23 protein-coding genes and 1 tRNA gene are annotated in these 25,644 nt (G+C 72.0%); 12 read left to right on the top strand and 12 right to left on the bottom strand.

Translation table 11 applies throughout. The features are described from left to right. Positions 1-128: 128 nt before the first annotated feature. The 3 genes from ACU6P3_RS17100 to pdhA are packed head-to-tail and all read right to left on the bottom strand — an operon-like array spanning position 129 to position 4,005. Entirely contained in the window at positions 129-1,730 is a 1,602-nt protein-coding gene (locus ACU6P3_RS17100; RefSeq protein ID WP_447193076.1) for a dihydrolipoamide acetyltransferase family protein, read from the bottom strand. After that, positions 1,730-2,734: an alpha-ketoacid dehydrogenase subunit beta gene (locus ACU6P3_RS17095; protein ID WP_030744213.1), complete on the bottom strand. Its 1,005-nt coding sequence runs from the start codon at positions 2,732-2,734 to the stop codon at positions 1,730-1,732. Before ACU6P3_RS17095 ends, ACU6P3_RS17100 begins: the two co-directional genes overlap by 1 nt. After that, positions 2,731-4,005: a pyruvate dehydrogenase (acetyl-transferring) E1 component subunit alpha gene (pdhA, locus tag ACU6P3_RS17090; protein WP_447193075.1), complete on the bottom strand. Its 1,275-nt coding sequence runs from the start codon at positions 4,003-4,005 to the stop codon at positions 2,731-2,733. The genes ACU6P3_RS17095 and pdhA overlap by 4 nt, the downstream gene beginning before the upstream one ends. A 188-nt stretch (positions 4,006-4,193) precedes the next feature. Between pdhA and ACU6P3_RS17085 the strand changes: the two genes are divergently transcribed. Continuing rightward, the gene (locus ACU6P3_RS17085) at positions 4,194-4,754 is read left to right on the top strand and encodes an Lrp/AsnC family transcriptional regulator (RefSeq protein WP_447193074.1); all 561 of its coding nucleotides are present in this window, start codon (positions 4,194-4,196) and stop codon (positions 4,752-4,754) included. Positions 4,755-4,773: 19 nt separating this feature from the next. On the opposite strand, the gene ACU6P3_RS17080 is transcribed toward ACU6P3_RS17085, so the two are convergent. Continuing rightward, positions 4,774-5,373 (bottom strand): TetR/AcrR family transcriptional regulator, encoded by a 600-nt coding sequence (locus tag ACU6P3_RS17080; RefSeq protein ID WP_352085950.1) that lies wholly within the window; start codon positions 5,371-5,373, stop codon positions 4,774-4,776. Next, positions 5,370-6,959, bottom strand: coding sequence for a 3-hydroxyacyl-CoA dehydrogenase (locus ACU6P3_RS17075; RefSeq protein ID WP_447193073.1), 1,590 nt, complete (start codon positions 6,957-6,959; stop codon positions 5,370-5,372). The genes ACU6P3_RS17080 and ACU6P3_RS17075 overlap by 4 nt, the downstream gene beginning before the upstream one ends. Positions 6,960-7,187: 228 nt before the next feature. On the opposite strand from ACU6P3_RS17075, the gene paaN reads away from it, so the two are divergent. Beyond that, entirely contained in the window at positions 7,188-8,909 is a 1,722-nt protein-coding gene (gene paaN / locus ACU6P3_RS17070; protein WP_447193072.1) for a phenylacetic acid degradation protein PaaN, read from the top strand. A 103-nt stretch (positions 8,910-9,012) separates the two neighbouring features. Here the strand turns inward: paaN and ACU6P3_RS17065 are convergent, their stop codons facing one another. The 3 genes from ACU6P3_RS17065 to ACU6P3_RS17055 form a co-directional block, all read right to left on the bottom strand. Beyond that, entirely contained in the window at positions 9,013-9,699 is a 687-nt protein-coding gene (locus tag ACU6P3_RS17065) for a TrmH family RNA methyltransferase (protein ID WP_447197927.1), read from the bottom strand. Between the two features lie 97 nt (positions 9,700-9,796). Beyond that, positions 9,797-11,128, bottom strand: coding sequence for an HTTM domain-containing protein (locus ACU6P3_RS17060; RefSeq protein ID WP_447193071.1), 1,332 nt, complete (start codon positions 11,126-11,128; stop codon positions 9,797-9,799). Continuing rightward, entirely contained in the window at positions 11,125-11,835 is a 711-nt protein-coding gene (locus tag ACU6P3_RS17055; protein WP_447193070.1) for a DUF5819 family protein, read from the bottom strand. The genes ACU6P3_RS17060 and ACU6P3_RS17055 overlap by 4 nt, the downstream gene beginning before the upstream one ends. Before the next feature lie 119 nt (positions 11,836-11,954). On the opposite strand from ACU6P3_RS17055, the gene paaA reads away from it, so the two are divergent. The 5 genes from paaA (at position 11,955) to ACU6P3_RS17030 (ending at position 15,743) form a co-directional block, all read left to right on the top strand. Beyond that, a complete protein-coding gene (gene paaA / locus ACU6P3_RS17050; RefSeq protein WP_447193069.1) occupies positions 11,955-12,971 on the top strand; it encodes a 1,2-phenylacetyl-CoA epoxidase subunit PaaA in 1,017 nt (338 codons plus the stop codon). Then, positions 12,968-13,258, top strand: a complete 291-nt coding sequence (paaB, locus tag ACU6P3_RS17045) for a 1,2-phenylacetyl-CoA epoxidase subunit PaaB (RefSeq protein WP_447193068.1) — start codon at positions 12,968-12,970, stop codon at positions 13,256-13,258. The genes paaA and paaB overlap by 4 nt, the downstream gene beginning before the upstream one ends. Beyond that, positions 13,255-13,974 (top strand): 1,2-phenylacetyl-CoA epoxidase subunit PaaC, encoded by a 720-nt coding sequence (paaC, locus tag ACU6P3_RS17040; RefSeq protein ID WP_447193067.1) that lies wholly within the window; start codon positions 13,255-13,257, stop codon positions 13,972-13,974. The genes paaB and paaC overlap by 4 nt, the downstream gene beginning before the upstream one ends. A gap of 227 nt (positions 13,975-14,201) precedes the next feature. Beyond that, positions 14,202-14,678 carry a 1,2-phenylacetyl-CoA epoxidase subunit PaaD gene (gene paaD / locus ACU6P3_RS17035; RefSeq protein ID WP_447197926.1) on the top strand — a complete coding sequence of 159 codons (477 nt, stop codon included), beginning with the start codon at positions 14,202-14,204 and terminating at the stop codon, positions 14,676-14,678. Continuing rightward, complete coding sequence (locus ACU6P3_RS17030; protein WP_447193066.1) at positions 14,679-15,743, top strand: 2Fe-2S iron-sulfur cluster-binding protein; 1,065 nt, start codon at positions 14,679-14,681, stop codon at positions 15,741-15,743. A gap of 131 nt (positions 15,744-15,874) precedes the next feature. On the opposite strand, the gene ACU6P3_RS17025 is transcribed toward ACU6P3_RS17030, so the two are convergent. The 4 genes from ACU6P3_RS17025 to ACU6P3_RS17010 all read right to left on the bottom strand — a co-directional run bounded on the left by ACU6P3_RS17025 (position 15,875) and on the right by ACU6P3_RS17010 (position 19,414). Next, complete coding sequence (locus ACU6P3_RS17025) at positions 15,875-16,219, bottom strand: rhodanese-like domain-containing protein (RefSeq protein WP_344269169.1); 345 nt, start codon at positions 16,217-16,219, stop codon at positions 15,875-15,877. A gap of 122 nt (positions 16,220-16,341) precedes the next feature. Further along, complete coding sequence (locus ACU6P3_RS17020) at positions 16,342-17,385, bottom strand: J domain-containing protein (protein WP_447193065.1); 1,044 nt, start codon at positions 17,383-17,385, stop codon at positions 16,342-16,344. A gap of 48 nt (positions 17,386-17,433) precedes the next feature. Continuing rightward, complete coding sequence (locus ACU6P3_RS17015; RefSeq protein WP_447193064.1) at positions 17,434-18,981, bottom strand: DUF2252 domain-containing protein; 1,548 nt, start codon at positions 18,979-18,981, stop codon at positions 17,434-17,436. A 349-nt stretch (positions 18,982-19,330) separates the two neighbouring features. Then, positions 19,331-19,414 (bottom strand) — tRNA-Leu (locus ACU6P3_RS17010). Positions 19,415-19,730: 316 nt separating this feature from the next. On the opposite strand from ACU6P3_RS17010, the gene ACU6P3_RS17005 reads away from it, so the two are divergent. From ACU6P3_RS17005 to ACU6P3_RS16985, 5 genes are all read left to right on the top strand, one after another. Next, the gene (locus ACU6P3_RS17005; protein ID WP_030744253.1) at positions 19,731-20,573 is read left to right on the top strand and encodes an FHA domain-containing protein; all 843 of its coding nucleotides are present in this window, start codon (positions 19,731-19,733) and stop codon (positions 20,571-20,573) included. A 10-nt stretch (positions 20,574-20,583) separates the two neighbouring features. After that, positions 20,584-21,096 (top strand): FHA domain-containing protein FhaB/FipA, encoded by a 513-nt coding sequence (locus tag ACU6P3_RS17000; RefSeq protein ID WP_447193063.1) that lies wholly within the window; start codon positions 20,584-20,586, stop codon positions 21,094-21,096. A gap of 84 nt (positions 21,097-21,180) precedes the next feature. Further along, positions 21,181-22,746 carry a Stp1/IreP family PP2C-type Ser/Thr phosphatase gene (locus tag ACU6P3_RS16995; RefSeq protein ID WP_447193062.1) on the top strand — a complete coding sequence of 522 codons (1,566 nt, stop codon included), beginning with the start codon at positions 21,181-21,183 and terminating at the stop codon, positions 22,744-22,746. A 28-nt stretch (positions 22,747-22,774) separates the two neighbouring features. Next, the gene (locus ACU6P3_RS16990) at positions 22,775-24,166 is read left to right on the top strand and encodes an FtsW/RodA/SpoVE family cell cycle protein (protein ID WP_447193061.1); all 1,392 of its coding nucleotides are present in this window, start codon (positions 22,775-22,777) and stop codon (positions 24,164-24,166) included. Continuing rightward, complete coding sequence (locus ACU6P3_RS16985) at positions 24,163-25,629, top strand: peptidoglycan D,D-transpeptidase FtsI family protein (protein WP_030744261.1); 1,467 nt, start codon at positions 24,163-24,165, stop codon at positions 25,627-25,629. The genes ACU6P3_RS16990 and ACU6P3_RS16985 overlap by 4 nt, the downstream gene beginning before the upstream one ends. The last annotated feature ends 15 nt before the right edge of the window (positions 25,630-25,644 follow it).

Below are 25,644 nucleotides of genomic sequence, written 5' to 3'. Positions count from 1 at the left end.
GACGCGCCCGCGGATCGGCCGAGCCCGGCCCCTTGCCCACCCGCGCGTCAGGGCCCCGTCCGGTTGCCATGCCCTTCGCGGGCCACAGCGAGCGCGCCGCCATGCGACCGTGGCTCGAAGCGAGCGTGTCACAGCGACCGCAGCAGCACCGCCGGCTGTTCCACACAGTCGGCCACATGACGCAGGAAACCGCCCGCCGTACCGCCGTCGCAGACGCGGTGGTCGAACGTCAGCGACAGCTGGACGACCTGACGCACGGCCAGCTCACCGTCATGGACCCATGGTTTCGGCACGATCCGGCCGACCCCGAGCATCGCCGCCTCGGGGTGGTTGATGATCGGGGTGGAGCCGTCGACGCCGAACACCCCGTAGTTGTTGAGCGTGAACGTGCCGCCCGCCAGATCGCCCGGCGCCATCCTGCCGACCCGCGCGGCCTCCGTCAGTCGGGCGATCTCGGCGCTCAGGGACTCCACGGAACGGTCATGCGCGTCCCGTACGACGGGCACGACGAGCCCCCGGTCGGTCTGTGCGGCGAAGCCCAGGTGCACCTCGGGCAGCCGCACGATCTCCCGCGCGGCCTGGTCCACCGTGGCGTTCAGCTCCGGGTGGCGCGCCAGCGCCGCCGTGCAGATCCGGGCCAGCAGCGCGAGGATCGAGATCTTCGGCCCCCCGGCCGCGTTCATCGCCGTGCGAACCGCCATCAGCTCCGTGGCGTCCGCGTCGACCCAGCAGGTCGCGTCCGGGATCTCGCGGCGACTGCGCGCGAACTTCTCGGCGGCCGCCCCCGCCACGCCGCGCAGCGGCACCCGTACCACGCCCGCGCGCGCGGCGGCACCCGCGACGGGACGGAAGGACTCGGCCCGGGCGGCCTCCACCGGCACGGACTCGGCAGGTGTGGGACCGGCGGACACGGACTGGGCGGACACAGGCCCGGCAGACCCGGATCCGGCCGTCCGCGCGTCCGCCACTTCGGTCCGCAGGGCGGCCCGCTCGACGTCGGAGCGCATGATCAGGCCGTCCCGACCCGTGCCGGTGAGTGCTCGCAGATCGACCCCGCGCTCCCGGGCCAGCCGGCGGACCAGCGGCGAGACGACCGGGACCGGCCCCTGAGCGGCCCCGTTCGCCTGCTCGACGCGCGCCCCGGAAGCGGCGGGCGCAGGCCTGCGGACCCGGCGCCTGCGTCCGGTGGGCGCGCCCGTGCCGTAGCCGACGAGCACGTTTCCCGACCTTCCGCCCCCGGCCGCTCCCCTGCCGGGCGCCGACCCGGGACCGGTGGGCGGGGGAGTCCGCGTCGCCGCCGACGGGCCGCTCCCCGCCGGATCCGGCCCAGGGCCGGCCGTCCGGCCGAGGTCCCCCGCTCCGGGTCCGCTCCTTGACGAACCTGACGGGCCCGCCGCACCTGATGGACCTGGCGGGGACTGGTCCGACGGGCCCGACCGGCCCGGCGGCCCCACGGCCGGCAAGGGGACCTCGGCCGGATCCGATGCCCCGACGGCCACGGTCAGCAGCGGCGCGCCGACCGGCAGGTCCGAGCCCTCCTCGCCGAAGCGGGCCGTCACGACACCCCCGTAGGGGCAGGGGACCTCCACCATGGCCTTGGCCGTCTCGACCTCGACCACCGGCTGGTCCACGGTGACGACGTCCCCCACGGCCACCAGCCAGCGGACGATCTCCGCCTCGGTCAGTCCCTCCCCGAGGTCCGGCAGTTTGAATTCCAGCACCTGGGCCATCAGCTCTCCGTCTCCCACTGGAGCCGCGCTACCGCGTCCAGCACCCGGTCCACTCCCGGAAGATGGTGCCTCTCCAGCATGGGCGGCGGATAGGGAATGTCGAATCCGGCCACGCGCAGGACCGGCGCTTCCAGGTGGTGGAAGCACCGCTCGGTGACCCGGGCGGCGATCTCCCCGCCGGGTCCGCCGAAGCCGGTGGACTCATGGACGACCACCGCCCGTCCCGTGCGCCGCACGGACGCCGTGACCGTCTCGTCGTCGAACGGCACCAGCGAGCGCAGGTCGACCACCTCCAGATCCCAGCCCTCGGCACGGGCCGCGTCCGCCGCCTCCAGGCAGACCGGCACGGAAGGACCGTACGTGATCAGCGTGGCGCTCGTGCCCGGGCGGCGTACGACAGCCCGGCCGATCGGCTCCACCGGCTCCGGCGCCTCCGGCGACCACGTGGCCTTCGACCAGTAGAGCCGCTTCGGCTCCAGGAAGACCACCGGGTCGTCGGAGGCGATCGCGGCCCTCAACAGCCCGTACGCGTCACCGACCGTGCCCGGGGTGACGACGTGGAGGCCGGGCGTCGCCATGTAGTAGGCCTCGGAGGAGTCGCTGTGGTGCTCGACCCCGCCGATACCGCCGCCGTAGGGCACCCGGACGGTGACCGGCAGCGGCATCGCGCCGCGCGTGCGGTTGCGCATCCGGGCCACATGGCTGATCAGCTGCTCGAACGACGGGTAGGCGAAGGCGTCGAACTGCATCTCCACGACCGGCCGCAGACCGTACATCGCCATGCCGACCGCCGCCCCCAGGATGCCGGCCTCGGCGAGCGGCGTGTCCGTGCAGCGGTCGTCACCGAACTCGGCGGCCAGGCCGTCGGTGATCCGGAAGACCCCGCCCAGCGTGCCGATGTCCTCGCCGAGTACGTGCACGGACGGGTCCTCGCGCAGGGCGTCGCGCAGGGCGCGCCGGAGGGCCTCCGCCATGGTGGCGGGCTTCGCCGCGACCGTGGTCATGGCCGCTCACCCGCCCCTGCGCCGCCTGTCCCGCCCGGCACACCCGGACCGCCCGACGGGCTCGTCTGCCCCGGTCCTTCCGACGGCTGTGCGGCGTCCGGGAGCCCGGCCTCGGCCTCCGACTCGGCCTCCGCCTCCGCCGCCAGTTCGGCACGGAGCTGGTCCGCCTGCTCGCACAACTGGCTGGTCGGTGTGGCGTAGACGTAACCGAAGAGGTCCGCGGGGTCGAGCGCGGGCTCCGCGTTCATCCTGTCCCGCAGCCGCGCCGCCATCTCCTCCGCTGCCTCGGCGGCCCGCTCGACGCCCCTCCGGTCGAGCAGCCCCCGGCCGGTCAGCTCGCGCTCGAGGAGCAGAACGGGGTCGTGCGCCCGCCACATCTCGACCTCCGCCTCACTCCGGTAGCGCGAGGCGTCGTCGGCGTTCGTATGCGCGTCGATCCGGTAGGTGACGGCCTCCACCAGCGTCGGCCCCGCACCGCGCCGGGCACGGGCCAGGGCCTCGCCGAGCACCGTGTGCACGGCGAGCGCGTCGTTCCCGTCCACCAGCCGGCCCGGCATGCCGTACCCGACGGCCTTGTGGGCCAGGGAGGGCGCGGCGGTCTGCTTGGCGAGCGGCACGGAGATGGCGAAGCCGTTGTTCTGCACCAGGAAGACGACCGGGGCCCGCCAGACGGCGGCGAAGTTCAGGGCCTCGTGGAAGTCCCCCTCGCTCGTGCCCCCGTCGCCCACCAGGGCGAGCGCGACGACGTCGTCCCCCTTCAGGCGCGCGGCGTGTGCCAGGCCGACGGCATGCGGCAGCTGAGTGGCGAGCGGCGTGGACAGCGGGGCCACCCGGTACTCGTACGGGTCGTAGCCGGAGTGCCAGTCTCCGCGCAGCAGCGTCAGCGCCCGTACGGGATCGAGCCCGCGGGCCACGAGCGCGAGCGTGTCCCGGTAGCTGGGGAAGAGCCAGTCCCGCTCGCTCAGGGCCAGCGCCGCGGCGATCTGACACGCTTCCTGGCCGGTGCTGGACGGATAGACCGCGAGCCTGCCCTGCCGGGTGAGGGCCGTCGCCTGCGTGTTGTAGCGCCGGCCGCGGACCAGCTCCCCGTACAGCCGCAGCAGCAGTGCGGGGTCCGCCCCGGCCGCCGCGTCCGTGCCCAGGACACGGAACGGCTCGGCATCGGGCAGCAGCGGCGCGGGGTCGGTACGCGGACGCCAGGCCGGTGGCGGGGTGGGCCGGTGGGCGTCGGTGCCGGGCGGTTCCTGGACCGGCGTACTGCTCTTCTTCACGCGTGCACCTCCTCGTGGGAGCGGGCGAGCGGGGTGCCGGACACGGCACGCCTTCCCTAACGATTGTTCGGTCGGCGACGCATTTTGGCTACAGGCGGCCTCAGCCTGTGGACAAACGGTTCTCCACAGCCTGGTATGGACTCAGCCCGTCCATGCCGGTGAGGCGGGGGGACAGGAGCGCTGAACAAATGGCCACGGACCGTGTCGACGCCCGGACGGGCGGTGGTGGTCACGGCGGCGCCGAGCCGGACGGGCCCGGCGGCGGCGCCGGGCCCGTCCCGCCACCGCGTCAGCTGGACGCCATCGACCGTGACATCCTCCGTATCCTCCGGACGGACGGCCGGGCCTCGATACGGTCCGTGGCCGAACGCGTCCACGTCTCCCGGGCCAACGCCTACGCCCGGATCAACCGGCTCATCGACGACGGCGTGATCCGGGGCTTCGGCGCCAGGATCGACCACGAACGCGCGGGGCAGGGCGCCTCCGCCTACATCACCCTCAAGATCGTGCAGAACTCCTGGCGCACGGTGCGCGAACAGCTCCAGGAGCTGCCGGGCGCCGCCCACATCGCGCTCGTCAGCGGGGACTTCGACGTACTGCTCCTGGTGCACACCCCCGACAACCGCACCCTTCGGGAACTGGTCCTGACCAGGATCCAGGCCATCCCCGAAGTGCTGTCGACGCGGACGCTCCTGGTGTTCGAGGAGACCGACCTCGACCCGGGAGCGGACGCCGGCCCCGCTCTGTGACGGCCTTCCGGCCCCCGGCCTACAGGCCCGGTCCCGCGCGCAGGCCGTCGAAGGCCATCCGTACGACCGTGTCCGCCACCTGCGCCCGGTCGTGGCCGCCGGCCGCCTGCGGCCGATACCACTCCACCAGGGAGTTGACCATCCCGAAGAGCAGCCTGGTCGCCAGTCTGGTGTCCAGGTCGGCCCGCAGGTCGCCGTCTGCCGCCGCCGCCCTGATCAGCTCGGCGACCCGGTGGTCGAACTCCCGGCGCCGCTCCAGGGCCCAGCGCTCGGTCCGCGTATTGCCCCTGACCCGCAGCAGCAGCGTCACATAGGGCAGCTCGGCCATCAGCACCTCGACCGTACGCCGGGTCACGTACTCGACCCGTGCGACAGCCCGGCCGCGCGTCGCCCCTTCCTCCTCGAGGATCCCGAAGAGGCCGTCCAGGGCACGGCTGACGGCCCGCCGCAGCAGCTCCTCCTTGCCCACGACATGGTGGTATATCGAGGACTTGGAGATGCCCGCCGCCTTGGACAGGTGCTCCATGGACGTGCCGTCGTAGCCCCGCTCGTTGAAGACCTGGACCGCGACGGCCAGCAGCGTCTCGGGCGTATAGGTGTCGCGTTTGGCGGTGGTCATGTCGCGTCGTCCTCCTGGGCGGCGGCCAGACGGCACAGCGCCTGGGAAGGGGCGTAACGGCCCGTCGGGTACTCGTCGTGCAGGCGGTACAGCGTGTCCCGCACCCACCGGTGGCCGAGTTCCGCGGCCCAGTCCAGCGGGCCCCGCGGATAGTTGACTCCGAGCCGCATCGCCGTGTCGATGTCCTCGGCCGTCGCGACCCCGCGCGCTGCCGCGTCGAGCGCGAAGTCGGCCAGCATCGCGACCGTACGGGCGACGATCATGCCGGGCACGTCGGCGATCACGCTCACGTCCTTGCCCAGCGCCTGGAAGAGGCCCACGGCCTCCGCCCTGCCCTTGTCGTCGACGGAGGCGGCGGGGGCGAGCGCGATCCGGCCGGCGGTGCGGTAGTCCAGTGCCAGGTCGAAGTGGACGACGGGCATGTCGGCCTCGTCGGCTGCCGTACCGTCCGCCAGGAACAGCCGCGTCCCGCTGGGGAGTTCGATCCAGCCGGGATGCCCCGGCACGGCACCGTCCCCCCGTACGACCTCGACGCCTGCCTCCTCGATCAGGCCCGGCAGGGTGTCCGCCGCGAAGAGTTCGCCGTGGACGCCGACGGACGCGGGCGCGGGACAGGGCTCCGCCGTGTGCGGTCGCCCGTCCACGTTCCCGGGCCCGGCCCCGCCGTCGCCCGCGTTTCCGCTTCCGCGCACGGCAGGGCCGCCGTCGCCGTACGCGTACCAGCCCCGGCCCGTCTTGCGGCCGAGGCGTCCCGACTCGACCAGCCTGCGCTGGGCGAGCGACGGCGTGAACCTGACGTCCTGGAAGAAGGATTCCCATACGGACCGGGTGACGGCCTCGTTGACGTCCTGACCGATCAGATCGGTGAGCTCGAAAGGGCCCATCCGGAAGCCGCCGCTCTCCCGCAGGACGGCGTCGATCGTGGCCGGGTCCGCGGCCCGTTCCTCGTACAGGCGCAGCGCCTCGGCGTAGAAGGGGCGGGCGACGCGGTTGACGACGAAGCCGGGGGTGTCCGCGCAGCGCACGGGCGTCTTGCCCCAGGCCCTGGCCGTTCCGTAAGCACGGGCGGCGGCCGCCTCGTCGGTCGCGAACCCGCTGACGACCTCCACGAGGGGCATCAGCGGCGCCGGGTTGAAGAAGTGCAGCCCGACGCAACGGCCCGGCCGGCGCAGCGGTCCGGCCACGGCGGTGACGGAGAGCGAGGAGGTGTTGGTCGCGAGCAGGCAGTCGTCCGCGACGATGTCCTCCAGAGCGGCGAACAGTTCCTGTTTGACCGACAGCCGCTCCAGCACGGCCTCGACGACGAGCGCGGCATCGGCCAGCCCGGCGAGGCCGGCGGCCGGGTGGAGCCGGGCCAGGGCGGCGTCGCGGCCGGCCGCGTCGAGCCGGCCCTTCTCGACCAGACGGCCGAGGCGGCCGGCGATGGCGGTGGCGGCCTGTTCCGCGCGACCGGGCACGGCGTCGTGAAGCCGAACGGGATGGCCGGCGGCCAGCGCCACCTGGGCTATCCCCTGTCCCATCGTCCCGGTGCCGACAACCGCGACGACACGGTCGGACTCGATCGCTGTGCCGGCCCTTGCTGTCATGGCCGCCATCCTCCCGTATGAGTGAACCACGCGTGTGAGTGCCCGGACGGAGACGGTCCGGACCCCGTCGCCCCTGCCTCCCGCATGGCCTGGGCGTCCCCGGGCCGGTTGTCCACAGGTTGACCGGACCCTCTTGTCCCGACCGATCGTTCGGTTACTCTAACTCTGTCGGCCCGTAGATGTCTTCGTCCCTGTCCCAGCCCCAGCTCGACGAGGAGTTGGTCCCTCATGACCGCCCGGCTCAGCCCCCAGCAGCTCTCCGAGAAGCACCGGCCCACGCTCGACCGCGCGCTGGAGACGATCCGCACCCGCGCCTACTGGTCACCGCACCCCGAACACCCGAAGGCGTACGGGGAGAGCGCGCCGGCGGACGGGCTCGCCGCCTTCCAGGCCCTGCGCGGGACCCGCTTCGAGCTGGACCAGCCGGGTACGGACGGCTGGACGGGCGGCGAGGTCTCGCCGTACGGCCCGGCGCTGGAGATCGAGTACCCCCACGCGGACCCGGACGTCCTGCTCCCCGCGATGCGTGCGGGCATGGCCGCCTGGCGTGACGCGGGACCCGAGACCCGGGCGCTGGTCTGCCTGGAGATCCTGGCCCGGATCAGCGCCCGCACGCACGAGTTCGCGCACGCGGTGATGCACACGAGCGGGCAGGCGTTCATGATGGCGTTCCAGGCGGGCGGCCCGCACGCCCAGGACCGCGGCCTGGAGGCGGTGGCCTACGCGTACGCGGAGCAGACCCGTACGCCCGGCGCCGCCGACTGGTCCAAGCCGCAGGGCAAGCGCGATCCGCTGCGGCTGCGGAAATCCTTCATCGCCGCGCCGCGCGGTGTCTCCCTGCTGATCGGCTGCAACACGTTCCCGACGTGGAACGGATACCCGGGCCTGTTCGCCTCGCTGGCCACGGGTAACGCGGTGCTGGTCAAGCCGCACCCGCGGGCCGTGCTGCCGCTGGCCATGACGGTCCGGGCGGCCCGTGAGGCGCTGGCGGAGGCCGGCTTCGACCCCAACCTGGTCGCGCTGGCCGTGGAGCGGCCGGGCGAGGGGATCGCCGCCTCGCTGGCGCTGCGGCCGGAGGTCAGGATCGTCGACTACACCGGGTCCACCGCCTTCGGCGACTGGCTGGAGACGCACGCCCGCCAGGCCGTGGTCCACACGGAGAAGGCCGGCGTCAACACGGTGGTCGTCGATTCCACCGACGACTACAAGGGGATGCTCGCCAATCTCGCCTTCTCCCTGTCCCTCTACAGCGGCCAGATGTGTACGACCCCGCAGAACCTGCTGATCCCCCGGGACGGCATCACGACGGACGTCGGGGAGAAGTCCTACGACGAGGTCGTGGCCGATCTCGCGGCCGCGGTGGACGGGCTGCTGGGGGACGACGCCCGGGCGAACGGGCTGCTGGGGGCGCTGGTCAATCCGGACGTGAAGGCCCGGCTGGAGGGCGCGGCCGACTTCGGGGACGTGGCTCTCGCCTCCCGTGAGATCACCCACCCGGATTTCCCCGATGCCGTGGTCCGCACGCCCGCGCTGGTGAAGGCGGACGGTGCCCGTAAGGTCTGGGAGAAGTCCGGGGAGGGCGAGGGGACCGGAGGCGGCGCGGAGGTGCCCTATCTCTCCGAGTGCTTCGGTCCGGTGTCCTTCGCGGTCGCGGTGGACTCGACACGGGACGCGCTCGACCTGCTGCGGCGGACGATCCGGGAGAAAGGGGCGATGACCGTCGGCGCGTACACGACCTCGCCGGAGACGGAGCGCGCGCTCGAGGAGGTCTGTCTGGAAGAGTCCGCGCAGCTCTCGCTGAATCTGACGGGCGGGGTGTATGTGAACCAGACGGCGGCGTTCTCCGACTTCCACGGCACCGGCGGCAACCCGGCGGCGAACTCGGCCCTGTGCGACGCGGCGTTCGTGGCGAACCGCTTCCGGATGGTGGAGGTCCGCCGCCCGGAATGAGGCCGCACGAACGGAGGGCACCGGAACGGGAGCAGGTCCCGGTGCCCGGCCGGACGGCCGGTGGCGGTCGGAACGCCGGTGGCGGTCAGAGGGACGGTGGCGGTCAGAGGGACGGTGGCTCGGGGATGTCGGCGTATCGCTGCACCCAGGCGTGCATCGCGATCGCCGCCGCCGCGCCCGCGTTGATCGAGCGGGTCGAGCCGAACTGGGCGATCGAGCAGACCATCGAGGCGTGCTCGCGCGCCTCCTCGGTGAGCCCCGGGCCCTCCTGCCCGAAGAGCAGCACACACCGGCGCGGCAGCTCGGTGCGTTCGAGGGCCACGGCGCCCGGCAGGTTGTCGATACCGATGATCGGCAGCCCTTCCGCCGCCGCCCAGGCCGTCAGCTCGGCGGTGCCGGAGTGGTGGCGTACCTGCTGGTACCGGTCGGTGACCATCGCACCGCGCCGGTTCCAGCGCCGTCTGCCGACGATGTGGATCTCCTTGGCGAGGAAGGCGTTGGCGGTCCGGACGACCGAGCCGATGTTGAAGTCATGGCTCCAGTTCTCCACCGCCACATGGAAGTCGTGCCGCCGGGTGTCCAGGTCCGCGACGACCGCCTCGCGCGTCCAGTACCGGTAGCGGTCGACGACATTGCGCCGGTCGCCGTGCGCCAGCAGTTCCGGGTCGTACCGCTCGTCCTCGGGCCAGGGCCCCGGGTGCGGGCCGACGCCGACCTCGGGGGTGAAGCCCTCGTCGTACTGCGTCGGCTCCGCGATCCCGGTCCGCACCGTCTTCCGCGCCCGGGTCACGGTGGTGCCGGTCGCGCCGATCTCACTGGTGTCACCGGCCGGCCCGGTCTCGTCGGCCGCGCCCGCCGGCCCGGCCACACCGGCCACCGCTGGTCTCTCACTGCTCACCCGACGAGGGTACGGGGACCCGTGGCGCCGGTGCCCCTCCGCTCTTCGGTACCGGCCGCCACGGCCGGGCCGCGACCCGGCCGCCGAGCCACAGCAGGAAGCCCGTGGGCAGGAACACCGCGTCCGCCGTGATCATGGCGAGAGAGAAGAAGGGCAGTCCGAGCAGGACGGCGATGCCCAGGTGCTCCAGCATCATGACGACGAGCAGCACGTTCTTGACCCGCCGGTTCAGGAGCGCGAAGGGGAAGGCCACCTGCACCGCGACCGTGCCGTAGGTCAGCAGCAGCACCACGATGCCGTTGGCCGCCAGGAGATCGGAGAGGCCGGGCCACGGGGAGAAGTAGTCCAGCTTCAGCGGGTAGTACAGGGCGGTGCCGTCCTGCCAGCGGGAGCCCTGGATCTTGTACCAGCCGGCCGTGGCGTAGATCAGGCAGACCTCGGCCATGATCACGAGGAGCGCGCCGTTGTGCAGGATGTTGGCGAGCACGTCCAGCAGGGCGCGTGCCTCGCCCGTCGGGCCCCGGCGGTTCGCGAGCCACCACAGCCCCTGCGCGGCCCACATGCCCCAGCACAGAACGAGCAGCCACACCTCGACGGTCACCCCGTCGGTCACCGTACCGACGAGGAGGGGAACGGCCATGACGCCCCAGAGGACCGGTCCGACCCGGTCCCGTACGGGAGCGGTGGCGGCCCGCGCGGCGGTGGCGGCGCGCCGGGCGTCCAGCGACCACACCCGGCCGCAGCGCGTCAGCACGAGATAGATCGCCATCAGATGGACGACGTTGTCCCCGCCGTCGCCCACGAAGATGCTGCGGTTCTGGAGCGACAACACCCCGAGCATGAAGATCACGGACATCGTGCGGGTGCGCCAGCCGAGCATCAGCAGCGCGCTGGACAGCACGGCCACGGCGAACACCGCCTCGAACCAGACCGCGCTGTCCGACCACATGAGCGCGGTGAAGGCGTGGTTCCGCGCGATCAGCTGCCGCGCCATGTCCCAGCTCCACGGACCGTCCGGCCCGTACAGCTCCCCGCGGTGAGGCACCTCACGCAGCAGGAACAGCAGCCAGGTACCGGCGAAGCCGATACGGAGGACGGCGCTCTGGTACGGCCCGAGGGCGGTGGCCGTGACGCGCTGGAGGGCGTGCGCCGCCCGCCGGCGGCCGGTGGCCCCCAGGCTCGTGAGCGACGGAGGCGGAACGGACGGGGACGGGAACGGCGCGGACGGGTGGGGATCCGGGGAGCCGGATCCGGGCGGGTTCACGTCCGAGAGGCGGGGGGCTGGCACCGGGCCGGGGCCCGGCGTGACGTGCTCGCTCACTCGCGGCTTCCCTCCGCACGGCCGTCACGGGCCCCCTCGGGGAGATCCGCCGACGTCACCGTCCACCAGGACAAGGTCCGGTAGTACGGCCGCGTCCGCGCCTTCTCGTCGCTCCAGGGAGGCGGGGCGACGGCGGTCGTGACGGACCTGATCTGCACCCTCGCCGGCCGCCCGCCCAGCTCGCGGTCCGCCAGACGCAACAGCACCATGCGGCGAACGTAGCTCTCCGAGAGCCGCCCGCGCAGGCCGTTGGGCCGTTCCTCCTCGTCGTGCGAGCCGATGTAGAAGTCCCAGCCCCGGCGCAGGGCGTTCTGGTTGGCATGGCTGGGCAGCAGACTGCCCTGGATCGCCGCGCCGTCCTCGGCCGAGAGGTCGATCCAGCCGGTGGTCCGCAGCGCTCCGTCGGAGTCCGCGACCTCGGCACGCGCCTGGACCGCGATGTTCGACTGGACGGGGTTGGGCGCGAAGAGCTTCCAGTTCTGCTCGAACTCGGGATAGACCCAGTCGTCGACGGCCTCGTCGTACTGCTTGCTGGCCGTGTTCGACGGGGCGACGTGCAGGAACACCATCCCCAGGTGCACACAGGCCACTACCCCGACGGCCGCGAGCGCGACGGCTGCCACCGCCTGGCCACGGCGTGAGAGACCGGCTATGCCGACGCCGGGCGGCACCCCGGCGCTCCCGCCCTGGTGGTCGTACGTATCCATGCCGTCCCGATCCCCGCCGGTAGCCCGTCAGTTATCCACAGGGTTGACACCCTACGGTCCGCCGCCACACCATTGAAGCCGACGAACCGAACGATCGGTCGGTGGACAGGGGGTCCCGGATGACGACGGTGGAGGCGTTCCAGGCAGCGTTCGACGCCGCCGTGGCCGCTGACGAGCGCATCGAGCCGCGCGACTGGATGCCGGAGGCGTACCGCGCCTCGCTGGTCCGGCAGATGGCGCAGCATGCCCATTCCGAGATCATCGGCATGCAGCCGGAGGCGAACTGGATCACGCGCGCCCCCTCGCTGCGCCGCAAGGCGATCCTGATGGCCAAGGTGCAGGACGAGGCGGGCCACGGCCTGTATCTGTACAGCGCGGCGGAGACCCTCGGGACGAGCCGCGAGGAGCTGCTGGACAAGCTGCACACGGGTCGGCAGAAGTATTCGTCGATCTTCAACTACCCCACGCTGACCTGGGCGGACGTCGGCGCGATCGGCTGGCTGGTGGACGGCGCGGCGATCACGAACCAAGTCCCGCTGTGCCGCTGCTCGTACGGGCCGTACGCCCGGGCGATGGTCAGGATCTGCAAGGAGGAGTCCTTCCACCAGCGCCAGGGGTACGAGCTGCTGCTGACGCTGAGCAAGGGCACCCCGGCCCAGCACGAGATGGCGCAGGACGCGGTGAACCGCTGGTGGTGGCCGTCACTGATGATGTTCGGCCCGCCGGACGACGCGTCGGCGCACTCCGCGCAGTCCATGGCCTGGAAGATCAAGCGCCATTCCAACGACGAGCTGCGCCGGCGCTTCGTGGACATCTGCGTCCCCCAGGCCGAGTCCCTCGGTCTGACCTTGCCGGACCCGGACCTCCGCTGGAACGAGGAGCTGGGGCGGTACGACTTCGGACCGATCGACTGGAGCGAGTTCCAGCAGGTGCTGAAGGGCAACGGGCCCTGCAACGAGCAGCGGCTCGACCGGCGCCGCCGGGCTCACGAGGAAGGGGCCTGGGTCCGGGAGGCGGCGGCCGCGTACGCCACGAAGCACGGTGCGCGCCCCGGCCGGCCGAGCGACCACCCGCCGGAGGAAGAGACCGGGACGCGGGCGGAAGAGACGGGAACGCAAGTGGAGGCGGCGGTATGAGCGACTCGGGCGACTGGCCGCTGTGGGAGGTCTTCGTGCGCTCCCGCCGGGGGCTGTCCCACACCCACGCGGGAAGTCTGCACGCACCGGACGCGGAGATGGCGCTGCGTAACGCCCGGGACCTGTACACCCGGCGCAACGAGGGCGTGTCGATCTGGGTGGTGGAGTCCTCTGCGATCACGGCCACCTCACCCGACGAGAAGGACCCGTTCTTCGCCCCGGCCGCCGACAAGCCGTACCGGCACCCGACGTTCTACGAGATCCCCGAGGGGGTGAAGCACCTGTGACCGCCCCCTGGCACAGCGCGGCGCTGGCGCTCGGTGACGACGCCCTGGTGCTCTCGCACCGGCTGGGGGAGTGGGCGGGCCGGGCCCCGGTGCTGGAGGAGGAGGTCGCGCTCGCCAACATCGCGCTGGATCTGCTCGGCCAGGCCCGGATCCTGCTCTCCCTCGTCGGTGACGAGGACGAGCTGGCCTATCTGCGCGACGAACGGTCCTTCCGCAACCTGCACCTGGTCGAGCAGCCGGGCGGCGACTTCGCCCACACGATCGCCCGCCAGCTCTACTTCTCCACCTACCAACGGTTCCTGTACGAGCGACTCGCCTCGTCCGACAGCGAGTTCACCGCGCTCGCGGCCAAGGCCGTCAAGGAGGTCGCCTACCACCAGGACCACGCCGAGCACTGGACACTACGGCTCGGGGACGGCACGGCCGAGAGCCATGAGCGGATGCGGCGGGCCTGCGAGGCGCTGTGGGCGTTCACCGCCGAGATGTTCCAGCCGGTCGAAGGGCTGGACGCCGTCGACTTCCGGGCGCTGGAAGAGCGGTGGCTCGATTCCGTCGCCTCCGTGCTGGAGAGGGCGACGCTGACCGTGCCGGACGGACCGCGCTCCCGGGCCTGGACGGCCGGCGCGGGCCGACAAGGGCTGCACACCGAGCCGTTCGGCCGGATGCTCGCCGAGATGCAGCACCTGCACCGCAGCCACCCGGGTGCGTCATGGTGACCGGCACAGGCACCGGCACCGGAACCGAGCCGGGGGCCGGGCGGACCGGAACCGGGACCAGGTCCGGGCTCCGGGCGGATCCCGTCACCGAGCCGAGCACCGGAACCGGACCCGCCGTCGAGTCCACCGTCCGGTCCGGTCCCGGGTCCGGTCCCGGGGCCGGGGCCGGGGCCGCCCCGGAGGCCGTCACCGGCACCGGTCGCCGCGAAGACGAGGCCCCGACGGCCCTGGAGGCCGAGCTGCGCCGGATCGCGGGCCGCGTGCCCGACCCCGAGCTGCCGGTGCTCACCCTGGAAGAGCTGGGAGTGCTGCGCGCGGTCCATGTCTCGGGGGCCGGGCGGGTCCGGGTCGAGCTGACCCCCACGTACACCGGCTGCCCCGCGATCGGGGCAATGTCCTCGGACATAGAGCGCGCGCTGCACGAGCACGGGGTGCCGGAGGTCACCGTCGTCACGGTCCTCGCCCCGGCCTGGTCGACGGACGACATCAGCGCCGAGGGCCGCCGCAAGCTCGCGGAGTCCGGCATCGCCCCGCCCCGCCCGTGCGGTACGGACGGCGCGGTCCCCCTGACGCTCTCGATCCGCTGCCCCCACTGCGGCTCGGCCGGCACGGAGCTCCTGAGCAGGTTCTCCTCCACCGCCTGCAAGGCGCTGCGCCGCTGCACGGCGTGCGGCGAACCCTTCGACCACTTCAAGGAGTTGTAGATGTTCCATCCGCTCCGGGTCAGTGAGGTCGAGCCGCTCACGGACGACGCGATCGCGGTCACCTTCGCCGTACCGCCCGAGCTGCGCGAAGCGTTCCGGCACACCCCGGGCCAGCACATCGCCCTGCGCCGCGCCGCCCCGGACGGGGAGATCCGGCGTACGTACTCGATCTGCGCCCCGGCCGGTCCCGAGCCGGTGCTCCGGGTGGGAATCCGGCTGATCGAGGGCGGCGAGTTCTCCACGTTCGCCTTCAAGGAGCTGGCCGTCGGCGACACGGTCGAGGTCATGGAGCCGACCGGCCGTTTCGTGCTGACGCCGCGCCCCGGACGCTTCGCCGCGATCGTGGGCGGCAGCGGGATCACGCCCGTGCTGTCGATGGCGGCCACGCTCCTGGCGCGCGAGGACACCGCCCGGTTCTGCCTCGTCCGGAGCGACCGTACGGTCGCCTCGACGATGTTCCTGGACGAGGTCGCCGACCTCAAGGACCGCTATCCGGACCGCTTCCAGCTGGTCAGCGTGGTCTCACGAGAGGAGCGGCAGGCGGGGCTGCCGTCGGGGCGGCTGGACCGGAACAGGCTGACGGCGCTGCTGCCCGCCCTGCTCCCGACGGCCGACGTGGACGGCTGGTTCCTCTGTGGCCCGCTCGGTCTGGTCGCCGACGCCGAACGGGCCCTGCGCGCTCTCGGCGTGCGCCGCGACCGGGTCCACCAGGAGATCTTCCATATCGACGAGGGAACGGCCGGCACCGCCGGCGCTCCGCCCGACGCCGTACGGGTACGGGCCCCGGCCCACAGCACCCTCACCGCGACCCTGGACGGCCGCTCCGGCACCTGGCCGGTCCGGGAGGGGGAGTCGCTGCTGGAGACGGTGGAGCGGGCCCGCGCGGACGCGCCGTACGCGTGCAGGGGCGGGGTCTGCGGAACCTGCCGGGCGTTCCTGGTCTCCGGTGCGGTCCGGATGGAGCGGAACTTCGCGCTGGAGCCGGACGAGACGGAAGCCGGCTATGTCCTGGCCTGTCAGTCCCGTCCGACCACGACCGAGGTGGAGCTGGACTTCGACCGCTGACGCCGCACGCCACCGCCGGTCACGGGCGGGCAGCCACGCCCCGCCACCGGCAGCGCTCCCGCCACGGACAGCACCCGCGCCACCGACAGCACTCCCGACACGCGCAGCACCACGGGAGGGCACCGGGCGTGTCAGAGGACGGCAGCCGGGCCACCGTCGTCCGTGACCATCGGACGCCCGGCGCCGTCCCACGCGAGCATCCCGCCGTCGACGTTCACCGCGTCGATCCCCTGCCGCACCAGATACTGGGTGACCTGGGCGGAGCGACCGCCGACCCGGCACATCACATAGGCCCGCCGGCCCCCTTCCACGGCCTCGGTCACCTCCGGGAAGCGGGCGGCGAAGTCACTCATCGGAATGTGCAGCGCCCCCTCCACATGACCGGCCGCCCACTCGTCGTCCTCCCGGACGTCCAGCACCAGAGCGTCCGCCGGAACCGCGGCGGCGTCGACTGCGGGCAGCGGGGCGAAATCCATGGGGTTCCTTCTCTCGTACGGATTCGGCGGCGAAACCCGAGTAGCGGGACCCGGCGGTGGACCGGACCGCGATGGCCGGACTCCGGCAGCCCGCCTTCCGGGCGCGCGGGGCTCGAAAAAACCTACTGCACCAGCCTGGCCAGTTCCGCCTCACGCTCGGAGACCTCGGCCAGCAACTGCTCGGCGATCTCCTCAAGCAGCCGGTCCGGGTCGTCAGGTGCCATCCTGAGCATCGCGCCGATCGCGCTCTCCTCCAGCTCCCGGGCCACCAGCGCCAGCATCTCCTTGCGCTGCGCCAGCCACTCCAGCCGGGCGTAGAGCTCCTCGCTCTCGCTCAGCCGGTCCGTACCCGGCACGGGCCCCGCCGCCCACTCCTCGGCGAGCTCCGTGAGCTGAGATCCGTCCCCACGGCCGTACGCGGCGTTGACCCGCGTCATGAACTCCTCGCGCCGGGCGCGTTCCGCCTCGTCGCGGGACAGGTCCGGGTGCGCCTTGCGCACCAGGTCGCGGTAGAGCTTGCGCACCTCGTCACTCGGCCGCACCCGCTGCGGCGGCCGCACCGGTTGGCCGGTCAGCATCGCGGCCGCCTCCTGCGACAGCCCGTCGGAGTCCAGCCAGTCGTGGAACAGCTCCTCCACCCCCGGCATCGGCTGCACGATCGCCCGCGCCTCCCGCGCCTTGCGCAGGTCCTCCGGATCCCCGGTCCTGGCCGCCCGTGCCTCGGCGATGAGCGCGTCGAGTTCGTCCAGCCGGGAGTACATCGGGCCCAGCTTCTGGTGGTGCAGCCGGGAGAAGTTCTCCACCTCGATCCGGAACGTCTCCACCGCGATCTCGAACTCGATCAGCGCCTGCTCGGCCGCGCGCACGGCCTTGTCCAGCCGGGCCTCCGGCCGCTCGGAGCCCGTCTCGTCCATCGCGTCCGTCGCGTCCGCCGGCGGGATGGCGTCCCGATCCGTCGACTCCCCCGCGCCGCCGGCCTGCCCGCCACCGATCCGCTCGCCGCCGGCCCGGTCCGCGCCGACACCCGCCGTCGCCGTGGCTTCCGCCGCACCGGGCATGTCCCGTACGTCTCCACCGGGCATGTCCCGCACGTCTCGTACGGCCTGTCGTACGTCCTGCTCGTCGTCGTTACGGATCGTCGGCTCCCCAGGGGCGTCGTACATCACCCGCCCAGCCTACGGGCGATCGCCACCGCCCCGGCCCCCGTCCCGCCGTCACACGCCGGTCTCGGCGGCGATCCGCCCGCTCCTGACGGCCGCGACCAGCGCCGCGTGGTCCGCCTCCGTACGGTCCGCGTACGCCACGGCGAAATCGCCCACGGCCTCGTCCAGTTCCTCGTTCTTGCCGCAGTACCCGGCGATCAGCCGCGGGTCCACGCTGTGCGCGTGCGCCCTGGCCAGCAGGGCGCCCGTCATCCGCCCGTAATCGTCCATCTGGTCCGCGGGCAGCGCCGCCGGGTCCACGCTCCCCTTGCGGTTCCTGAACTGCCGTACCTGGAACGGCCGGCCGTGGACCGTCGTCCAGCCGAGCAGGTTGTCGCTCACCACCTGCATCCGCTTCTGTCCCAGCACCACCCGGCGCCCCTCGTGCGCCACCTCCGGCGGCTCGAATCCGACGGCCGGAAGGTGGGGCAGCAGGACGGAGGGCCGCGCCTCCTTCACCTGGAGCACCAACGGCTCACCCCGGTGGTCGAGCAGCAGCACCACGTACGACCGCGTCCCGACGCTGCCCGTGCCGACCACCCGGAACGCCACGTCCTGGATCGCGTACCTCGCCAGCAGCGGCAGCCGGTCCTCCGGCAGAGTCCCCAGATACCCCTCCAGCGAGGCGGCGACCGCCGCGGCCTCCTCGTCGGACACCCGGCGCAGGACGGGCGGCGCGTCGACGAAACGCCGCCGCACCACGCCCGTACCACCCCCGCCACTTCCCGCCGCGCCGCCGCCCCGGGCCGCATCACCCGCCGCACCACCGGCCCCCGCCGCACCACCGCTCTCGTCGGCCACCGCCTCGGTGGACCTGGCGGCGAACCGCGCGCTCGTGTTCCTCCGGGCCTTCGCCGCGACCCGCTCCAGCGTTCCGGCGAGATCGCGCGCGTCGGCGTGCGAGACGAGTCCCTCGTCCGCGATCGCGTTCCACGCGTCCAGCGCGGGCAGCTTCGCCAGCAGCCGCATCGTGCGCCGGTACGACCCGACCGCGTCGCACGCGCCGCGGCGGCAGGTGTCCTCGTCCGCGCCCGCCTCCCGGCCCGCGAGCACCAGGGAGGTCGCGAGCCGCTTGACGTCCCACTCCCAGGGGCCGACCACCGTCTCGTCGAAATCGTTGAGGTCGATGACGAGCCGGCCGCGCGCGTCCCCGTAGAGGCCGAAATTCGCCGCGTGCGCGTCACCGCATATCTGCGCGCCCACGCCCGTGACTGCGGTGCCCGCCAGGTCGTGGGCCATCAGCCCGGCGGCGCCGCGCAGAAAGGCGAACGGTGTGGCGGCCATGCGCCCCACCCGTATCGGCGTCAGCTCGGCCACCCGGCCCCGGCTCGACTCCTCGACCGCCCGCACCGCGTCGGGCCGCCCGGCCGGAAACGCCACGCCGCCGTGCGCGGACCGCGGCACCCGCGCCCGCAGCGCCTTGCCCCGCTCCTTCGCGGCCCGCGCGCCCTCGGCGCGCGCGGCGAACCCGGGCACCACCGGAATACGTCCTGCCCCGGCCGACGGAGCCCTTCCCGCCGCCGCCGGCTCGTCCCCGACCTCGATCTCGACACGACCCATGGCGTGCCGCCTCCCCCCGTATTCGCGGTATTCGCGCCGCGGTACCTCGCGCGAGGCCCGTGAGACCAACAGTCGAATCAATCGTGAGATCAGCCCTCGGAACAGCCGTGGGAGCAGCCATGGGGCCAACCGCGAGATCAACCGGCTACGACGGTACTCCTGGCCCAGGACACCCCGGCTCCGCCTGTGGATAACCCTCCGCCGAGCCCCCGACGGCCGCCCGCACCGGGCCTCCGGCACCTGGCCGAAACCGACCCGTGCAATACCTCACAACTCACGGGTACGACGAAAAACGGGCCCCACCGAGACTTCCGTCTCCGGTGAAGACCCGTTCATCGGTTCTTCTCTGTGCGCGAGGGGGGAGTTGAACCCCCACGCCCTTTCGGGCACTGGAACCTGAATCCAGCGCGTCTGCCTATTCCGCCACCCGCGCATCGGGTGTGTCGTCCGGTGCTCCCACCTGCTGGTGTGTGCCCCTGGCGACATCCAGAACACTAGCACGCCGCCGAGGGTCCGTTCACATCCGTTCTCCGGGGCCCGGGGAAACGGAACGGGGAATCGGCCTCCACCGACCCGGTGCCGCCTGAGCATGCCCCGGGGTGCGGGACACTGGCGTGAGGCCGCCTCTACGATCCCGTGTGAGAGGTGACACTCATGGACGGGGCAGACAAGGGGAACCACCCGATTTCCCGGCGCGTGGATACGATCAGTAAGCAGTACCAGGACGGCAACGACGGAGGAGGTGCCCCATGGGAGTCATGAAGCGATTCGAACAGCGTCTCGAAGGTTTGGTCAACGGCACCTTCGCGAAGGTGTTCAAGTCCGAGGTCCAGCCCGTCGAGATCGCGGGTGCCCTCCAGCGTGAATGCGACAACAACGCAACGATCTGGAACCGCGACCGGACCGTGGTCCCCAATGACTTCATCGTGGAGCTGAGCACGCCCGACTACGAGCGCCTCAGCCCCTATTCCGGCCAGCTCGGCGACGAACTGGCCGGGCTGGTCCGCGACTACGCGAAGCAGCAGCGCTACACCTTCATGGGCCCCATCAAGGTCCATCTGGAGAAGGCCGACGACCTCGACACGGGCCTGTACCGGGTGCGCAGCCGCACCCTGGCGTCGAGTACGTCGCAGTCGCCCGGGGGCGCCCCCGAGGGTCCCGGCGGCCGGCCGGGCCCCTCCTCGCCCGCCCCCGGTGGCTACGGCTACCCGCCCGCCTCGGCGCCTCCCATGCCCGCCGGCCCGCCGCCCGGCGCCCGCGGTCCGGCCGCCGGACCGAGCGGCCCGGGTGCCGGCGCCCTGCCGAACAGCCAGGTGCGCCGCTGGATCGAGATCAACGGCACCCGTCACCAGATCTCCCGCGCCACGCTCGTCCTGGGCCGCAGCACGGACGCCGACGTACGGATCGACGACCCCGGTGTCTCCCGCCGGCACTGCGAGATCCGGACCGGTACGCCCCCGACCATCCAGGATCTCGGGTCCACCAACGGCATCGTGGTAGACGGACAGCACACCACCCGCGCTACGCTCCGCGACGGCTCGCGGATCGTCGTGGGCAACACCACCATCGTTTACCGGCAAGCCGAAGGGTGAAGCGGGGGCAATGTCAGAGCTGACCCTGACGGTCATGAGGCTGGGTTTCCTGGCCGTCCTGTGGCTGTTCGTCATCGTGGCCGTTCAGGTCATCCGCAGCGATCTGTTCGGAACGCGCGTCACGCAGCGCGGCTCACGCCGCGGGGCCGACACCCGCCCCCAGCAGAACCGCCAGGCCGCCGCCCCGCCGCAGCAGCGCCAGCAGCAGCCGGGCCGGCAGCGCCGGGGCGCGCCCACGAAGCTGGTCGTCTCCGAGGGTTCCCTCACCGGCACCACGGTGGCCCTCCAGGGGCAGACCATCACCCTGGGCCGCGCCCACGATTCGACGATCGTGCTGGACGACGACTACGCGTCCAGCAGGCATGCCAGGATCTACCCGGACCGGGACGGCCAGTGGATCGTCGAGGACCTCGGGTCCACCAACGGCACCTACCTCGACCGGACCCGGCTCACCAGCCCGACACCGATCGCGCCGGGCGCTCCGATCCGCATCGGCAAGACCGTCATCGAGCTGCGGAAGTAGTACGACAATGAGCGAGCGGAGCGAGCGAGCCGCGACGGTCCCCACCGCGGACCGCGGCAGGCTCCCGACCGGAGGGTGGGCAGTGTGGCACGAGACCGGCTGTACCCCGAGCCGACGGGCGAGGTGCGCATGAGTCTGTCTCTGCGTTTCGCCGCCGGATCGCACAAGGGCATGATCCGCGAGGGGAACGAGGACTCCGGCTACGCCGGTCCCCGCCTGCTGGCGATCGCCGACGGCATGGGCGGCCAGGCCGCCGGCGAGGTCGCCTCCTCCGAGGTGATCTCGACCCTGGTGCAGCTCGACGACGACGTACCGGGCTCCGACATCCTCACCTCGCTCGGTACGGCGGTGCAGCGCGCCAACGAGCAGCTGCGGGTGATGGTCGAGGAGGACCCCCAGCTGGAGGGCATGGGCACGACGCTCACCGCGCTCCTGTGGACCGGGCAGCGGCTCGGCCTCGTCCACGTCGGCGACTCCCGCGCCTATCTGCTGCGCGACGGGGTGCTGACCCAGATCACGCAGGACCACACCTGGGTGCAGCGGCTGGTCGACGAGGGCCGGATCACCGAGGAAGAGGCCACCACCCACCCGCAGCGCTCCCTGCTGATGCGCGCGCTGGGCAGCGGCGACCACGTCGAGCCCGACCTCTCCATCCGCGAGGTCCGGGCCGGCGACCGCTACCTGATCTGCTCCGACGGGCTCTCCGGCGTCGTCTCGCACCAGACGATGGAAGAGGCCCTCGCCAGCTACCAGGGCCCGCAGGAGACCATCCAGGCGCTCATCCAGCTCGCTCTGCGCGGCGGTGGCCCCGACAACATCACCTGCATCGTCGCCGACGTCCTGGAACTCGACTCGAGCGACACCCTGTCGGTCCAGCTCAACGACACCCCGGTCGTCGTCGGGGCCGTCGCGGAGAACCAGCTCCCGCTGAACTCCACCGACAACGCCGCGATGCAGACGCCCGCCGGCCGCGCCGCCGGCCTCGGCCGCGGGGTGCCCCAGCAGCCCGGCGGCGGCTTCGGCCCGCCCGGCAGCGGCGACGACGACGCCGACTACGGCTCCATGTCGCAGGACGGCGCCTTCGGCGCGTACGGCGACGACGACTTCACCAAGCAGCGCGGCGGCCGCAAGTGGCTCAAGAGATCGTTCTACACCGTGCTCGCGCTGGCCGTCGTGGGCGGCGGTCTGTACGGCGGCTACCGCTGGACCCAGAACCAGTACTACGTCGGTGCCAACGAGGACCACGTGGCGCTCTACCGGGGCATCAGCCAGGACCTGGCGTGGCTCTCGCTGTCGAAAGTCGAGAAGGACCACCCCGCGATCAAGCTCCAGTACCTGCCGCCGTACCAGCGCAAGCAGGTCGAGGCGACGATCGCCGAGGGCAGCCTCGCGGGCGGCCGGGAGAAGATCGACGAGCTCGCCGTGCAGGCGTCGGCCTGCCAGAAGGAGGAGCTCCGCCGCAAGGCCGCCGACAGCGCGGCCGGTTCGGTCCCCTCCGACGAAGAAGCCGCTGAGAACCCGGCCGGCAGCCCGCCGACGACCGGTTCTCCCGCCAAGAACAGCGACAACAAGCCGAAAGCGACTCCCAATCCGGGCCCCAGCCTCTCGGAGGAGGAGCAGAAAGTGGCCTCGAACTGCGGGAAGCAGTAGAGCCGACCGTAGGGGGCCTTCCACCACCATGAGCGTTGTCACCAATACGACCACCATCGGCGCGATCGACGCACCGAGCCGCCGCAACACCGAGTTGCTGCTGCTCGCCTTCGCCGTCATCATTCCGGTGTTCGCGTACCTGAACGTCGGCCTCGCGCTCGACGGCGAGGTGCCGACCGGGATGCTGGGCTACGGCCTCGGCGTCGCCCTTCTCGCCGGCGTCGGGCACCTCGTGGTGCGCAAGTTCGCCCGGTACGCCGATCCGCTGCTGCTGCCGCTGTCGACGCTGCTCAACGGCCTCGGACTGGTGCTGATCTGGCGCCTGGACCAGTCACCGCGGCTGGACAACATCCCCGCTGCGGCCACCAAGCAGCTCATGTTCTCCGCCATAGGCGTCGCCTTCTTCGCGGCCGTTCTGATCCTCCTCAAGGACCACCGCATCCTCCAGCGCTACACCTACATCTCCATGGCCGTGGCGATGTTCCTGCTGGTGCTGCCGATGTTCTTCCCCGCCAGGTTCGGGGCCAGGATCTGGATCACGATCCCCGGCTTCGGCACGCTCCAGCCGGGTGAGTTCGCGAAGATCATCATCGCGATCTTCTTCTCCGGCTATCTCATGGTCAAACGCGACGCCCTGGCGCTCGCCAGCCGCCGCTTCATGGGCCTGTACCTGCCCCGCGGCCGTGACCTGGGGCCGATCCTGGTCGTCTGGGCCGTCTCCATCCTGATCCTGGTCTTCGAGACCGACCTCGGCACCTCGCTGCTCTTCTTCGGCATGTTCGTCGTCATGCTGTACGTGGCCACCGAACGGACCAGCTGGATCGTCTTCGGCCTCCTGATGTCCGCGGCCGGCGCCGTCAGCGTGGCCACCTTCCAGCCGCACGTCCAGCAGCGCGTCACCGCCTGGCTCGACCCGTTCGAGGGCTACGGAAAGATCGCGGCGAGCGAGCAGATCGCCAAGTCCCTGATGGCGTTCGGCTCCGGCGGCACGCTGGGCACCGGGCTCGGCCAGGGCAACTCCGACCTCATCGGCTTCGCCGCCAACTCCGACTTCATCCTCGCCACCGTGGGCGAGGAGCTCGGACTCGCCGGCGTCATGGCCGTCCTGCTGATCTACGGCCTGATCGTCGAGCGCGGTATCCGCACGGCGCTCGCCGCCCGCGACCCGTTCGGCAAGCTGCTCGCCATCGGCCTCTCCGGGGCCTTCGCCATCCAGGTCTTCGTGGTCGCGGGCGGCGTGATGGGCCTCATCCCGCTGACCGGTATGACCATGCCGTTCCTCGCGGCCGGCGGCTCCTCGGTGCTCGCGAACTGGGCCCTGATCGGCGTCCTGATCCGTATCAGCGACACCGCCCGCCGCCCCGCGCCGGCCCCCGCCCCGTCCCCCGACGCCGAGATGACCCAGGTGGTGCGTCCGTGAACAAGCCCCTGCGACGTATCGCGCTCTTCTGCGGGCTGCTGGTCATGGCCCTGCTGATCCGCGACAACTGGCTCCAGTACGTCCGTGCCGACGAGCTCAACTCGCACAAGTACAACCGCCGTGTCCTCATCGAGCGCTACAGCCACCAGCGCGGCAACATCATCGTCGACGGCAAGCCGATCACCGGCTCGGCCAGGACCGAGGGCACCGACTTCGTCTACAAGCGCACCTACACCGACGGCCCCATGTGGGCACCCGTCACCGGTTACGCCTCCCAGGCGTTCGACGCCAACCAGATCGAGAAGATCGAGGACGGCATCCTCACCGGCAACGACGACAAGCTCTTCTTCGACCGCACCATGAGCATGTTCACGGGCAAGAAGGAGAAGGGCGGCAACGTCGTCACCACCCTCAACAGCGCCGCCCAGAAGGCCGCTTTCGAGGGTCTCGGTGACAAGAAGGGCGCCGTCGCCGCCCTCGACCCGCAGACCGGCAAGATCCTCGCGCTGGCCTCCACCCCCAGCTACGACCCGTCCACGTTCGCGGGCAACAGCAAGGCGGACGAGAAGGCCTGGGTCGCGCTGGACAAGAAGAACAACCCCGACGACCCGATGCTCAACCGGGCCCTGCGCCAGACCTACCCGCCCGGCTCGACCTTCAAGGTGCTCACCGCCGCCGCGGCCCTGGAGCACGGCAAGGTCTCCGGACCCGACGAGCCCACCGACAGCCCGCTGCCGTGGACCATGCCCGGGACGACCCAGGAGTTGCCGAACGAGGGCGACCTGCCCTGCAAGAACGCCACCCTCCGCGAGGCGCTGCGCGTGTCCTGCAACACCGTCTTCGGCAAGCTGGGCGCGGACCTCGGCAAGGACAAGATGCTGGAGACCGCGAAGAAGTTCGGCTTCAACGAGGAGCAGTACACCCCGGTCCGCGTCGAGAAGTCCGTCTTCCCCGAGGACATCAACGAGTCGCAGACCGCGCTCTCGTCCATCGGCCAGTTCGACACCCGCGCCACCCCGCTCCAGATGGCCATGATCGCCTCCGCGGTCGCCAACGACGGCAAGCTGATGAAGCCGTACATGGTCGACCGGCTGGAAGCCCCCAACCTGGACGTCCTGGAGAAGAACGAGCCGGAGGAGATGAGCCGGCCGCTGTCCCAGGAGCACGCCCAGATGCTCCAGAGCATCATGGAGACCGTCGTCGACAAGGGCACGGGCACCAAGGCGAAGATCCCGAACGTGACCGTCGGCGGCAAGACCGGTACGGCGCAGCACGGCGAGAACAACGACCAGAACCCGTACGCGTGGTTCATCTCGTACGCCAAGACGGACAGCGGCTCCCCCGTGGCCGTGGCGGTCGTGGTCGAGGACGGCAGCGCCAGCCGCGACGACATCTCAGGCGGCGGCCTCGCCGCTCCCATCGCGAAGGACGTCATGAAAGCGGTCATCGACGGTAAGCAGTGACGCCGGTCACGGCTC

The sequence above is a fragment of the Streptomyces hebeiensis genome, from assembly GCF_052983195.1.
Note: the sequence above shows the minus strand (reverse complement) of the source record. Positions and strands in the feature narration are given on the sequence as shown.

Bases quoted from the DNA above. Each gene is read 5' to 3' on its own strand.
- ACU6P3_RS17005 (WP_030744253.1), top strand. From the start codon at position 19,731: ATGGGAGTCATGAAGCGATTCGAACAGCGTCTCGAAGGTTTGGTCAAC.
- ACU6P3_RS17025 (WP_344269169.1), bottom strand. From the start codon at position 16,219: ATGGATTTCGCCCCGCTGCCCGCAGTCGACGCCGCCGCGGTTCCGGCG.
- paaN (WP_447193072.1), top strand. From the start codon at position 7,188: ATGACCGCCCGGCTCAGCCCCCAGCAGCTCTCCGAGAAGCACCGGCCC.
- ACU6P3_RS17015 (WP_447193064.1), bottom strand. From the start codon at position 18,981: ATGGGTCGTGTCGAGATCGAGGTCGGGGACGAGCCGGCGGCGGCGGGA.
- ACU6P3_RS17055 (WP_447193070.1), bottom strand. From the start codon at position 11,835: ATGGATACGTACGACCACCAGGGCGGGAGCGCCGGGGTGCCGCCCGGC.
- ACU6P3_RS17030 (WP_447193066.1), top strand. From the start codon at position 14,679: ATGTTCCATCCGCTCCGGGTCAGTGAGGTCGAGCCGCTCACGGACGAC.
- ACU6P3_RS17085 (WP_447193074.1), top strand. From the start codon at position 4,194: ATGGCCACGGACCGTGTCGACGCCCGGACGGGCGGTGGTGGTCACGGC.
- ACU6P3_RS17000 (WP_447193063.1), top strand. From the start codon at position 20,584: ATGTCAGAGCTGACCCTGACGGTCATGAGGCTGGGTTTCCTGGCCGTC.
- paaB (WP_447193068.1), top strand. From the start codon at position 12,968: ATGAGCGACTCGGGCGACTGGCCGCTGTGGGAGGTCTTCGTGCGCTCC.
- ACU6P3_RS17075 (WP_447193073.1), bottom strand. From the start codon at position 6,959: ATGACAGCAAGGGCCGGCACAGCGATCGAGTCCGACCGTGTCGTCGCG.
- ACU6P3_RS17080 (WP_352085950.1), bottom strand. From the start codon at position 5,373: ATGACCACCGCCAAACGCGACACCTATACGCCCGAGACGCTGCTGGCC.
- ACU6P3_RS17100 (WP_447193076.1), bottom strand. From the start codon at position 1,730: ATGGCCCAGGTGCTGGAATTCAAACTGCCGGACCTCGGGGAGGGACTG.
- ACU6P3_RS17095 (WP_030744213.1), bottom strand. From the start codon at position 2,734: ATGACCACGGTCGCGGCGAAGCCCGCCACCATGGCGGAGGCCCTCCGG.
- paaA (WP_447193069.1), top strand. From the start codon at position 11,955: ATGACGACGGTGGAGGCGTTCCAGGCAGCGTTCGACGCCGCCGTGGCC.
- ACU6P3_RS16990 (WP_447193061.1), top strand. From the start codon at position 22,775: ATGAGCGTTGTCACCAATACGACCACCATCGGCGCGATCGACGCACCG.